Below are 13,008 nucleotides of genomic sequence, written 5' to 3' on the forward strand. Positions count from 1 at the left end.
GGAGCCGAGCGTCCCGCTTGAAGCTCGCATGAATGCCGATGATCTACCCGGCGCTGGAACGGGATAGCCTCAATTCGAGGATATAAAATGAAGCGTTCCCTGACATCACGGCGCACGCCGACGCTGCTCGCCCCTGTGCCGCACGCATCGCTCGTTGAATAGATACCATCCACCGATAAGCGAGCCGCCCGGCTAGGCAATCAGGCGCTCGCCCTCGGTGCTGAAGAAAAGACGGTTTCTGGAGGAGTGATCCAGGTTGATCGAACTTCCCGGCTCGACATCGGGCCCGGCCCTCTGCTCCACCACCAGGTTTTGGCCGTCGTCCAGCGCACAATAGATATATCTGGTGCCGCCAAGATACTCGGAAAACTCTACCTTCGCCGGTATCGACAGGTCATGCGGTTCGCCGAGCACAATATGCTCGGGCCGGATGCCCACAACGAAATCGGCGCCAACGGACGGCATTGCTGGCACTTCCTGCGCCTCGAATATCTTGCCCGCGATCTGGAAACGCCCAGCTCCCTCACTGGTCGCCTTGAGGAAATTCATCCGCGGAGAGCCGATGAAACCGGCAACAAACATGTTGGAAGGGTTTTCATAGACCTCTCTCGGCGTGCCGAACTGTTCGATACGTCCGCTGCGCAGCACAACGATCTTATCGGCAAGCGTCATCGCCTCGGTCTGGTCGTGCGTGACATAGATCATCGTGTTGCCGAGTTCCCTGTGCAGCCGCGCAATCTCGATGCGCATCGACACGCGCAACTCGGCATCGAGATTCGACAAAGGCTCGTCGAAAAGGAAGACGTCGGGCTTGCGCACGATGGCACGGCCGATGGCGACGCGCTGACGCTGGCCGCCGCTGAGCTGACCCGGACGACGCTCGAAGAGATGGTCAATCTTGAGGATGGACGCGGCCTGATCCACCCTGCGGCTGATCTCGGCTGCGTCCGTGCGGGCCATCCTCAGCCCGAATGCGAGGTTCTCCCGCACCGACATGTGCGGGTAGAGTGCATAGGACTGGAAAACCATCGCGATGCCTCGATCGGACGGATCGAGGTCGGTGACATCCCGCCCCTTGATGCTGATCTCGCCTTCGGTCACCTCCTCGAGCCCGGCGATCATCCGCAGAAGCGTCGACTTCCCACATCCAGAAGGGCCGACAAACACGACGAAGTCCCCCTCATTGATGTCAAGATCGATGCCGTGCACCACCGCGAGACTTCCGTAGGACTTCTGGACGGCCTTTAGGGACACGCTTGCTCTATCCATGGAATTCATCCCGATCACTTTTCGGACTGGAGCCACACCAGCATGGCGCCCGGATCACGATTGTCCCAGAGATGATAGGGCACGAGTGTCATCGTTGCCGCCACCTGCTCGGGAGGACGGGTACGGTAGAGCGATCCGTTCCAGCCGTTGGTGTCCTCCTTCGACACGTCCAGCTCGACGGCAACGGCGCCGTTCAGCCTCTCGATTTCCTTGATCCGATAGCCCTTCAGATCCTGCGGAACCACGAAAGCGTTGAGATCACCACCATTATCCGTCTCCTCGACGCAGTAGATCAGCGGGCCGCGGGCGAGCGCGACGCGGCCGACGTCGTGGCGAACCTTCGGAGAAGCGTATTGCGGACGCAGTTCGAGCGGGAGTTTAAGCTCGATGACATCGCCCGTGTTCCAGGCTCGTTCGAGACGCGCATATCCGTCAACGACCGACGAACTGAGGTCGACCGGGCTTCCGTTGATCTGTAAGGCCGCACCGTCAGCCCATTCCGGTATGCGCAAAGCGATTGCGAACGTCGACGGCACCGTCGTCTCCACCTCGATGCGGATATCGCCGTTCCATGGATAGTTGGTGCGCTGGGCGAGCTTTACTCCTGCGCCAGCCATTTCCGCCTTCACGCTGCTTTCGCCGTAGAGATGCACGGCGATCTCGTTGTCCGCCACCGCATACATGTACGAACCGATCGAAGCGACGAGCCGTGCGACATTCGGGGGGCAGCACGGGCAACGATGCCAGACCCAGCGATGGTGCTTGCCCGTGCTCTCCAGCGGATTGTCGTAGAAAAAGGTCTTGCCATCAATGGAAAGCCCCGTAAGCGCGCCGTTATAGAGCGCTTGCTCCATGATGTCGGCGTAGCGGCGATTGGGGCCGCGGCCGAGCATGCGGCTTGCCCAAAAGACGAGACCGACGGAGGCACAGGTCTCGGCGTAAGCCGTGTCGTTCGGCAGGTCGTAATAGTCAGTGAAGCCTTCGTTGCTAGCGGCGGGACCGATGCCGCCCGTGACATACATCTGCTTGACGGTAAGGTCATCCCAGAGCGTCTCCAGCGTGCTTGTCAGCGTATCATCCTGATACTCGGTCGCGATGTCGGCCATGCCGGAGTACTGATACATGGCGCGTACCGCGTGACCGACGACCTTGCCCTGCTCGCGCACGGGAAGATGGGCTTGGCTGTACTCATACGTCTTGTGTACGTAATTCTTTGGATCGCGCCCCCCGCGAAGAGCTTCGGCAGTGAAGAAATGAGGCTGGCTGCCACGCTCGTCGATAAAGAATTTGGAGAGATCGAGATACTTCTGTTCTCCTGTGACGCGCGCCAGCTTGACGAGCGCCAGTTCTACTTCCTGATGGCCGCAATAGCCGGGGATCTGCCCCTCGCCGTGACCAAAAACCTTGATCAAATGGTCGGCGTATCGGCACATGATATCAAGCAATTTGCGCTTGCCCGTCGCCTGATAATAGGCCACGGCGGCTTCCATCAGATGTCCTGCGCAATAGAGCTCGTGATGGTCGCGAAGGTTCGTCCAACGCTTGCCGGGCTGCACGCGCTGGAACCAGGCGTTCACATAGCCGTCTTCCTGCTGCAGCTTTTCATACATCTCGATGATGGCGTCGGCACGCGCCTCGAGTTCCGGGTTCGGCTTTCGATACAGGGAGTAGGCGATGGTTTCGATCGACTTGCCAAGGTCGGAATCCCAGAACATCTGGGTCGAGCCCGTCCACTTTTCATCGATCGGGATCACGATGCCCGGGCTCGGCCGATCGACGTCGATCGCCTGGATCATCCCGGCCTTTTCGCAGCGGTCGAGCAGAATTGCCGCAGTGGAGTCACAGACTGCGTCCTGCCACTTCCCCCAAAATCCGTCGAGCGTGACGTCGGGAACCGCAACGGGGCGGAATTGGCTTTTGTTTTTGGCTGTCATTTTGAAACTCTCCTTTGAATTACTTGACCGCGCCGGCCATGAGCCCGCGCATGTAGAAGCGTTGAAGAAGCAGGAAGACGATGAGACATGGGATGACCATGACGACGACACCCGCCTGAACGGCGCCCCAATCGATGGCCCCCATGCGCGAGGCACGGACGGCGGTCATCAAGACGGGAAGCGTGAACTTGTCGTTGCTCGACAGCAGCACAAGTGCCGCGAAAAACTCGTTCCAGGCGTTGAGAAAGGCGAAGATCGCCACTGTCACCACACCCGGCAGGACGAGCGGAAAGAGCACGCGAGCCAGCAGCCGGAGATCGCGCGCTCCATCGATACGGGCGGCCTCCTCGATCTCCTTCGGCACCGCGTCGAACGCATTGCGCATCATGAACACGGAGAAGGGAAGCTGCAGGGTGACATAGACGAGCGTCAGCCCGATCAGGGAGTTGTTCAGCCCAAGCCGTGACAGAATGATAAACAGCGGCGTCAGGATCGACTGGAACGGGATCATCAAAGTGGCGATGATCAGAATGAACAGCGCGTTCTTGAATGGAAACCGGTAGCGAGAAAAGCCGTAGCCCGCCAGGAGACTGATGCCGACGGTCATGATGACCGTGGCGATCGCCACGAACAGCGAGTTGAACATGTGATGCCAGATGCCGGAGCCGAACCCGTTCAAGGTACGGTAGGCATCGACGCTCACGCCGGACAGCGGCCATGGTGGCAGCGGCGGCAGGGCGGTCTCGCTGCGCGGCCGAAACGACGCCATCAGCATAATTGCGAAAGGCGCGAGGAAGAAGAGGACGACGGCTGCCCCGGCAGCGTGGAAGGCCGTGTTCCGGCGCGCATTTCGGCGGCTGCGGATGGTGCGGCGGGCGGTCATGGGCGATCCTCCCCGACCCTCAGCAGCCAGAGCTGCACGATGCTCAGCGCCACCAGGATGACGAGCAGCGCGATCGAAAGCGCCGCGCCATATCCGAGATTGAACGACACGAACGACTGATTGAAGATGTAATAGACGATGGAAATCATGCGGTTTTGCGGACCGCCGCTCGTCATGATGTAGAACTGGTCGAACGCCAGGATCGAGCCGGTCACGGACAGGATAAGCGCAAGAGCCATCGTCCGGCGCATCAAGGGGAGCGTCAGATGGCGAAAGCGCTGCCACGAACTCGCGCCGTCGATGCGCGCAGCCTCGATCAGCTCGGATGGAATTCCCTGAAGACCCGTCAGCAGGATGATCATGGTAAAGCCCGCAACCTTCCAGACCACCATGACGATGATCGTCAGGAACGCGGTATCGAAGGTTGCCAGCAGATTTCGGCGGCCCTGGGTGAGACCCAGCATTTCGAGCACTGGCGAGAAGAGGCCGCTGTCAACATTGGCCAGCCACACCCACAGCAGCGAGGCCGAGGCGAGACCAATGACGACCGGCAGGAAGATAATCGTGCGATAGGCGGACACACCTTTGCGCGGCTTGTCCACGAAAAACGCCAGCGGGAATGCGACGGCGAAGATGGCGATCGTCACGACCAACGTATACTGCGCGGTAAAGCCGAGCGACGTCCAGAACCGCGGATCGCCGAACATGCGGGTATAGTTGTCGAGACCGGTCCATCGTGGCACACCCATCAGCGGCCATCGATGAAGGCTCATCCACGCCGTGAGCAGAAGAGGCATCACGAAGAACACCGTCACCAAGGCGATGGCGGGGGCGATGTAGGCGAGGCCGCGCCAGCCCCCTCTCCTCCGGCGTTTGCGCTTCGGAGAGACGGAGATGATTTGCGTCGTCATCTTTGATCTCGTCGTATTGTCAGGGAATTGAGGACCGGAAGCACGGCGCACCTCCGGCCCGACGCTTATTGAGCGCTGTCGATAATCGACTGCATGCCCGCCTGGCCGCTCTGGAACGCGCCATCGACGTCGTCGCCGAACATTACGGCGTTGATGAAGTTCGACCATGGGCTGTTCGGACTGTTGATCAGGTCGTTGAACTGCAGCGTGTACGGCGTCTTGGCGATCTTGATCGCCTCGGCGGCGACGAGCAGCCTTGGATCCTGGCCTTGCAGCACCTTGTCGGCAATGTCCGTCCGGGTCGGCAGGCTCCCGTTCTTGGCCATGATGGTCTGGCCTTCCTCAGAGTAGACGTATTTGAGGAATTTCTGGATCTGCGTGACATGGGGTGCGCCCTTCGTCACGACGATGTTGTCGCCGCCGGCAAAGGACGACGCCTTGCCGTCAACGCTCGGGATAAGCGTAACGCCGAAGTCGACCTCGGGATGCTGGGTGATCAACGTGCCGATGGCGAATGCGCCAAGGCTCTGCTGACCAACCTTGCCTCCGAGGAACTTCAGAAAGTCCACGCCGTTATCGGTCGCGGCACTGGCAGGCACCACACCGGATTTGATCATCTTGCGATAATCTTCCACGGCTTTGCGCATCTGCGGAGAATCCAATGTCGCAGTCTTCGCATCCGCCGACAGGATATCCGCACCGGCGCCCCATACGAGCGGAGTGAAGGTGAAGATCATACAGCCGCCGCAGCCGCCGCCCGAGAAATAGAAGCCATAATCGTCTTGGCCGAGCTTGCGGATCCTCTCGGCGTTGGAAGCGATCTCCTCCCAGGATTTCGGTGCCTTGTCAGGGTCGAGACCGGCCTGCTTGTAGAGCCCCTTGTTCCAGGCGAACACCGACGTTTCGACCAGCAAGGGCAGCCCATATACTTTCCCCTCGTAGGTCCCCTGCTTGACGTGTGCGGGAGCGAGAGCGTTGAAGTACGGCAGCGACTTCGCGAAATCCGTCAGGTCCTCGAGCTGCCCCGCCGAGGCGAACGAGGGCGTATAGATCAGATCGAGGGCGATCGCGTCGGGCGCCTGTCCGCCAGCCACTGCGGTAGCGTATTTCTGAACCATCTGGTCCGATGGAATTTCGGTGAGTTCGACCTTGTCGGAATTCGCCGCATTGAAGGCGTCGATGACCGCCTTGAAGGCTCCGCCCCCGCTGCCCGATCTGACCCACATCGAAACGGTTTCGGCGGACGCGGCCGACGACAGACATATCGACAGCAACGCCGTTGCTGCAAGCATTCTCTTGAGCATTACATCCTCCATATGAAGGGACGATTTTCGCCCCGCCTCCCGTCAATTTCCCTGATCGCTGCTCCCGCAGGACTGTCGAACGACCAAACTGCATGGAAGCTTGCGCAGACCCGGCGCCACCGGCCGACCCTCGGCAAGATCCAATATCGTCAGGCCGGCGATCCGGCCGAGTTCCTTCAAGTTCATGTCGATTGTCGTCAGGGCCGGCCTGGTCTGGGCCGCGACAATCTCCCAATTGTCGAATCCCACGACTGCAACATCTTCCGGGACGCGAAGGCCCCTTTCCCGCAGGGCATCTACGACCCCACGGGCGATCTGATCGTTGCCACAGAATATGCCGTCCGGACGCTCCCCCTCCGCGTCGAACAAGGCGGCGATCGACTGGTGCCCCCAGGCTTCGGTCCATTCTCCGAAGAGGACTTTCGCATCGGGTCCGACCGTCCTCTGAAACGCGTTTGCTCGCTCCAGCGCCGACGCGAAGCTCTCCGGTCCGGTAATGTGAACCAGCCTGCGGCGGCCAGTAGAACGAAGCCGGGAAATTGCAAGTTGCGCACCTTGCGCGTCATCAGCGGTTAGAATGACGCTCCCCTCCGTCCCCTGACTGTAGGCGTATACGACCGGCACCGGCAGGCCAGCGAGATCGACCGGGAGAGACCTGTCGATCCGCTTGCCTGTCGCGATGATGCCATCCACCTGCTTGTCCAGCATGGCGTCGACATGGATCTTGGCCAGTTTCGGGTCGTCTTCTATAGCGCACAGGAAAACCGATACGCCCTGATCGACCAACGCCTCCGAAATGCCCGACATCAACGGAAGCGTGAAACGGCCATAGGTGTCGTTGGTCAGAAGCCCGACTGTGAAGCTTCTATTGAAGAGCAGGCTCCTCGCAAGCGCATTCGGACGGAAGCCCACGCCTGTTGCTATCGACTTGATCTTGTCACGCGTCTCAGCGGTCATCCGCCCGGTATCGTTCAACGCCTTCGACACCGTCGAGACGCTGACGCCTGCCGCCTTGGCGACGTCGTGGATCGTTACGCGACTGCTCCTGCCCACCAAATCCAGTTCCTCCTCGCACAAGAGAAAAGCCTTTCCCAAATTTATTGTCAATAAGAGAAAACGTTTTCTCAGCCGAACAGAAGTGAGCTTTCACGATCGACATTAAGGAATAGCGGTAGATTCCCGGAGTTGGAAACGGTTTGTCGGGCCCGCGCAGTCCAGCCCACATCATCGACTGGTTTCATGTCGCCATGACGATCCAGCGCAGGCAGCAGATCGCCGATCCCAGCGCACGATCCTGGTCTTGTTTCCTGGTGAAGTTTCCGTTCGAAGCGAGACGATACCGGTGAAGCGAATATCGCGCCTTGCGGAACTGGCACGCCGACTTCAGACGGAGCTGGTCGGCGCACGAGTGACTTTCTCTCCGGCAACGCGTCCGGTTCTAGAACGTCTTGATTATGTCCTCGACCCTCGACGTAAATTTGGAGAGCGTTTCGCGCATCTTGGTTTGCGCACCTTCATTCTGGTCGATCTTCTTCTCGATTTCGGAGAGCTTTTCGACATAGCCCTTTTGCTGATCGCTGCCTGTCGGCATCACCTTGAGGTTCTCTCGGGTACGCTCCTGGCTCGCCTGCAGAGCTTCATGTTCCTCGGCCGCGCGGTCCAGCTGGCGTCTCGTCTCGAACTCGTCCTTTTTGGCTTTCGAAAGCTCGCCGAGCTTGTCCTTGATCACAGGATCAAGCGAGGTGGAAGACCATTGCGCGAGGTCGACCGCGTTCAAATCGGCGAGCTGAAACGATTCCCCGCCGGAACGGGTAAGCACCGCCTTGACCTCCCGCGTCTCACCCTTCCCGATTTTGACCTTGAGGCGATAATCGGTGGCGCTCTCGCTCTTAAGGTCGGGCGAGGTGAACTCCCATCCATCGCGCTTGGGGTGTTCGATCAGGATCGTACGCTCGGCATCGGCGGCACCGCGAACCACATAGACCGTTTCCTCGCGCATGATGTTCTTCGTAACGAGAACTCCGTCCACGACCTTGATTTCCACGGTCTTGACGCCGTTATCGGATCTGGTCTCGACGGTAACCTTCTTGTCCAGTGCAAAGCTCGACATTCGGGTGTCGCCGTTCGGCAAGCCGATGAGGCTCGAGTCTCCGATATAGCCGCCCTTGTTGTCGTATACGGTGAGGATGCCGCCGGGCAGGCTCACTCCCGTGGAATTTTCGAGCGAAACTGCCGAGATCGGATGGCTGTCGCCACGGTCCGGGCGATAAAGCGAGACGAGTTCGGCCGACACTTCCTTGTCGACGATCGGAACCGATACCGTGTCACCGTTCCGGATGTCGTAGGTGTCGTCGAGCTTGAACGTGGCCGAGATGTCCCCCTCGGAGGAGGTCGCAGACTGTGCATAGGACATTGCCGGCGATGGGGCGACCGCCGCTGCGACCGGCATGTTCCTTCGTCTGGCAGCACCATCACTCTTCATCGCTTCCATGGCAGCGCCCTCGGGCTCTTCCATTTTGGCGAAGGCGGCTCCGTTTCCGGAATCGGCTTTGGGAATTCCTACATTGTCCACGCTGATTGGCAGCTCGTCGCGGTTTTTCCAATAGCGGTCATGCAGGCGCTGGGTCAGCGTGACGGGGGAGCTTGAGGTGAGGACCAGACTGACGTCCTTCCAGTCCTCGCCGGTTGCATTCTCAAGTACCGCCCATGCCTGCAGCCTGGCCTTCCCCTCGTTTCCGACAACGACACGGTAGGACGTCTTCCAGACGGGTGCCGCGACGACATATGAAAAGTCGACGGCGCGTTTGCCTTTCCCGTCGATCTTGACCGCGATGCTGCGCGTCGTGTCCGTAACGTTATTCCCGACAACACCTATGGCGGATGCAATTTTCGCCCGAACCGCCGGATCATCGAATTTCACCAATGAGGAACTGTCGAGCTCATATCTGGAGATCTGGCCATCATCGTTCATCAGGTTGAGGAGCAAGGCCTCTTCCCCGTTGGCCCTCTTTTCGGTCTCGACACCGAGGATCGTGCCGGCCCCGGTGTTTTTTCCCCCGATCGCGACCCTAGATCCCTTGAGGGACATCAGGAGCTTGGGAAGGGAAGCAAGATCATCCGGCGTAAACGGGAGGTTCTTGAAGGTTTCATCAAGAGGGTTCGGCCCGGCCAGGGACAGATCCTTGACGGTTCCCGTCGGATCGAACACCACGAGCGACTTGAGGATGTCGTTTACCTGATCGAGAGGCACCTCGATTCTAATTTCGCCATTGCCATCAAGCAATGCAGTCCGCCTGATTTCGGCAAGGCCGCCCGAGGATAGGGTGATCGACTTCACCGGGGAGTTTGTACCCTCCTCGGCAAGAGAGGGTACGGGGGAGAGCATGGCAATTGCCGCAGCGGTCGATAGCAGAAATCGTCTGGTCATGTGGTTCCTCTCACAAAGGAAAGGAGGCGTGAGGCCTCCCTTGAATATCGCCCTTGGGTTGATTGTAAACCGGGTTCGGGATTCGGGTCCACTGGCTACCCTGCGCCTTCTTGGACTGATGGACCTTCATCTTTCCTTGCGATCCAAGCCGGAGTGCAAGCCGCCGAGAATTCGTGAAATAGTTGAAAAGCGCCGTCAGCACATCAACGTTGGATCGCGCTGATTGCGTTTGAACTGTGAATTCAGCTAATTCGATTTCGAATACAAAGTTCAAAATGGATCGAAACGGCCATAGTCTTACACGCCAATGGCAGGTGCCTGATATGAAAAAACGCTTTTCGTGGGTTCGGGCGGCATCCTTTACCGCCTTGGGATTGCTTGGAACGAGTACTTGTGTTCGAGCCGGATCCGAAAACGCGTGGCTGGAGGATCCCGCGAGCCACTGCAGATTCGTTGCCCCAGCCTCCCTGACAGCCGGGCCAACTTTCTGGATAGGAGCTTGCCCGGATGGCAAGGCCTCCGGAACCGGCATGCTGCGCCGCCGGGACGGTGATCGCGTCGGTGCGGCCTTCTTTGGGAAAATGAAGGGTGGAGTCCCCCATATAGGCGTTGTTGACCTCGTGGACGGATACCGGGCCGGCAATTTCGATCGCGGTGACATTGGCGCCCAAGCGGAATCGAACCCGCAAGTTCGGATCGATGCTTTTCGAGCGGCTATCGAAGCCGCTCGGCTCGTAAGTTTAAAATACAAGGCGGAGCACAAGGACACATCCGCACAATTCTACGAGACGCTCGCCAAGACGTTTGAAGCTCAGATCGAGTGAGCGGCCACCGCTTTGCTGGATGTGCCGTGTCCGCGATCACGTGCCCAGCCAGTGATATTCGGCAATCGACGCGCGGCCTGTCTTCTTGTCGTAAAGACAAATCAGGCTGACGTTCTTCTTCGCCGCACCTTTGCCAAGACGGCCGCGCAGCAGCACGGCAATCTTGCCGGTCGCGTCATCGAAGACCACAGGCGCCGATGCTTCAGGCGTATCGATGCCGGATTGGCCGATACATGTGCCATTCACCTTCGCGAACAGCGCATTCCATGCGGCATTGCTCGATGCAGACGCATACTGGCAGGCGGTCAAAGCAATCGCTGCGGTGATGGTGATTTTCTTTAGCATCCTGTAATTCCTAAAGATTTTGCGAGAATCATTGTCAGTTCTGTCCGTGGGCCGAAGTATGATAATAGTGCAGCGCGCGACAGATGGCATCCCTCGTTTGGCTGGTCACATCGGCGAGCGCCGCGTCGCAACGACCAGGCATCGATACGGGAAATTGAAGGCCTCCATTGAAATCCGTTGGAATTACAGAATGGGTCAGCGCCGTGACCTCCCCCCTCTCCCTCTCATGGAATTGGGGAGGATCGTGCGCTTACCCGCGCGAGCAATAGTCATCTGCTGGAACTGATTGAGCTCGGACTTGATCTTACACGGCGCCGGCAATCAGGCGCCGAACCCCTGCCGCAATAGCCTGAGGATGATCTTCCTGCAGATAGTGGGCACCGGCTCCGAGCGAAACGACCTCGCAGTTATGGAGCGTGGGCGCGAAATGTCTGGCAAATTCGGGAGATACCAGGGCCCCGGGCTCTCCTACAAACAGCACTTTCGGATAGGTGCTTTCTCGCAGCGCGGCATGGGCATTTTCGAGAAGCGCCCACACATCGTCAGGTTGGCCGGCTATCGGCATTTCATTTGGAAAACGCCATACCGGACGGCGCGTTTCCGGCGTAGGGAACGGCGCTCGATACGCGGACATTTCCTCCCCCGTGAGCTGGCGCTTGATCGAGCCGGGAAGGACCCGTTCCACGAAGACATGGTCTTCCATAATGAGTTTCTCGCCGATTCCAGGCGTGCGAAATTTCTGAAACAGTTCTCGTGCCGCCGGAACCTGATGGAACTCGTTCCAGCTTTCTATCGGCCGGATGAACTCCATGAACGCGAGGCCACGCACGAACTCGGGCCGGCGTGCCGCACGCTCGAACGCGAATGCGGTGCCCCAATCCTGAGCGACGATAAAAGCCGATGGAATCTCCAGAGCATCGATGAACGCATCGAGGTAGCGAATATGATCCACGATGCGATAGTCGATGTCCGGCTTGCCCGATTGCCCAAAGCCGATGAGATCGGGCGCGATGCAACGGGCTTCCTGTGAAACATCCGCGATGATGTGCCGCCAGATATAGGATGACGTTGGGTTCCCATGCAGAAAGAGAACGATAGGCGCATTCTTTGGCCCCGCTTCTCGATAGGCCATATGAGAGTTCAGAACCTCGACGCGAGGCAGTTCCAGATGGTGGGTCATTGGAGCTTCCCTTCTTCAATACGGATGTCCGTATTGATTTGATGTGCAGTGGCGACGATGTATCGGCCCATCCGGTGCCTAACAAGAAAGGCCGCAGACGATGGGAAATGGCATTCAACCTTGCAGGAGGGTCTCCTCCTTCGCCTCTTGATTTTTAATACAGACGTACGTATTGTCAAGTCATGCCAAAGCCATCGAACAAAAACGAAATTATAGCCGCCGGGCTGCATGTCATGTTCCGCAAGGGATATCACGGCGCGGGAGTAAGAGATGTCGTTGCCGAAGCGGGCGTGCCCCAAGGCTCCTTCACCAATCACTTCCGCTCCAAGGAAGTCTTCGCCGCAGAAGTCCTCGACCACTATTTTGCGCACACGCGAAAGCTCGTCGGCGACGCGCTCAACGATCGCTCCCTGCGACCTCGCGAACGCTTGTTGCGCTACCTCGACATCATCACGAAACGCCTCGCAAACGACGACTACCTTCGCGGCTGCCTGATCGGCGATTTCAGTATCGAGGTTTCACAGGTTAGCGAACTGCTGCGCGAACGGCTTGCTGAGATCTATAAGGAATGGTGCAAGCCGTTCGAACAATGCGTCGCCGAAGGGCAGCAGGCCGGCGAAATCAGCGCGCAGTTTTCGGCGAGCGATCTCGCGGATTTTCTGCTCACCTCCTGGGAAGGCGCAATTCTGCGAATGAAAGTGGAACGGGGTCCAGAACCGCTCGACCGCTTCAAACGGATCGCATTTGCTACGGTTTTCGCTGCAGAGCGGTTGGACAGTGCCTAAGGCGATCGCAGCCTTGATCGCGCAGCGTCGAGCGTCTGGCATATTGTGCTGCGGGCCTTGGCTATGCCAATGGCGAGTTCGCTTTACCAAAGTCCGGTGCTTGCCAGCCTTTCAGCTGTGTTTCAGCATCCCGTTATATTATTAGT

At 58.7% G+C, this 13,008-nt stretch carries 11 protein-coding genes; 2 read left to right on the forward strand and 9 right to left on the reverse strand.

What is annotated here, in order from left to right; genetic code table 11:
• Positions 1–192: 192 nt before the first annotated feature.
• The 7 genes from QD409_RS21375 to QD409_RS21405 form a co-directional block, all read right to left on the reverse strand.
• Positions 193–1,269 (reverse strand): ABC transporter ATP-binding protein, encoded by a 1,077-nt coding sequence (locus QD409_RS21375; RefSeq protein ID WP_167667941.1) that lies wholly within the window; start codon positions 1,267–1,269, stop codon positions 193–195.
• Between the two features lie 14 nt (positions 1,270–1,283).
• Positions 1,284–3,203 (reverse strand): glycoside hydrolase family 127 protein, encoded by a 1,920-nt coding sequence (locus tag QD409_RS21380; RefSeq protein ID WP_092846213.1) that lies wholly within the window; start codon positions 3,201–3,203, stop codon positions 1,284–1,286.
• Between the two features lie 19 nt (positions 3,204–3,222).
• The gene (locus tag QD409_RS21385) at positions 3,223–4,086 is read right to left on the reverse strand and encodes a carbohydrate ABC transporter permease (protein WP_092846215.1); all 864 of its coding nucleotides are present in this window, start codon (positions 4,084–4,086) and stop codon (positions 3,223–3,225) included.
• Positions 4,083–4,997 carry a carbohydrate ABC transporter permease gene (locus QD409_RS21390; RefSeq protein WP_092846217.1) on the reverse strand — a complete coding sequence of 305 codons (915 nt, stop codon included), beginning with the start codon at positions 4,995–4,997 and terminating at the stop codon, positions 4,083–4,085. Before QD409_RS21390 ends, QD409_RS21385 begins: the two co-directional genes overlap by 4 nt.
• Before the next feature lie 65 nt (positions 4,998–5,062).
• Positions 5,063–6,301 carry an ABC transporter substrate-binding protein gene (locus tag QD409_RS21395; RefSeq protein WP_092846219.1) on the reverse strand — a complete coding sequence of 413 codons (1,239 nt, stop codon included), beginning with the start codon at positions 6,299–6,301 and terminating at the stop codon, positions 5,063–5,065.
• A gap of 42 nt (positions 6,302–6,343) precedes the next feature.
• A complete protein-coding gene (locus tag QD409_RS21400) occupies positions 6,344–7,357 on the reverse strand; it encodes a LacI family DNA-binding transcriptional regulator (RefSeq protein ID WP_425348523.1) in 1,014 nt (337 codons plus the stop codon).
• A 382-nt stretch (positions 7,358–7,739) separates the two neighbouring features.
• On the reverse strand, positions 7,740–9,728 hold the full coding sequence (locus QD409_RS21405) for a DUF4139 domain-containing protein (protein ID WP_092846221.1): 1,989 nt from the start codon (positions 9,726–9,728) through the stop codon (positions 7,740–7,742).
• A 323-nt stretch (positions 9,729–10,051) separates the two neighbouring features.
• Between QD409_RS21405 and QD409_RS21410 the strand changes: the two genes are divergently transcribed.
• Positions 10,052–10,552, forward strand: a complete 501-nt coding sequence (locus tag QD409_RS21410; RefSeq protein ID WP_208858627.1) for a hypothetical protein — start codon at positions 10,052–10,054, stop codon at positions 10,550–10,552.
• A gap of 36 nt (positions 10,553–10,588) precedes the next feature.
• On the opposite strand, the gene QD409_RS21415 is transcribed toward QD409_RS21410, so the two are convergent.
• On the reverse strand, positions 10,589–10,897 hold the full coding sequence (locus tag QD409_RS21415) for a hypothetical protein (protein ID WP_092846223.1): 309 nt from the start codon (positions 10,895–10,897) through the stop codon (positions 10,589–10,591).
• A 304-nt stretch (positions 10,898–11,201) separates the two neighbouring features.
• Entirely contained in the window at positions 11,202–12,077 is an 876-nt protein-coding gene (locus tag QD409_RS21420) for a haloalkane dehalogenase (protein ID WP_092846225.1), read from the reverse strand.
• A gap of 182 nt (positions 12,078–12,259) precedes the next feature.
• Between QD409_RS21420 and QD409_RS21425 the strand changes: the two genes are divergently transcribed.
• Complete coding sequence (locus QD409_RS21425) at positions 12,260–12,862, forward strand: TetR family transcriptional regulator C-terminal domain-containing protein (RefSeq protein WP_430763624.1); 603 nt, start codon at positions 12,260–12,262, stop codon at positions 12,860–12,862.
• Positions 12,863–13,008: the final 146 nt, after the last annotated feature.

Origin of the sequence: Rhizobium sp. BR 315 (assembly GCF_050577975.1) — a bacterium.
GTDB lineage: Bacteria > Pseudomonadota > Alphaproteobacteria > Rhizobiales > Rhizobiaceae > Rhizobium > Rhizobium miluonense.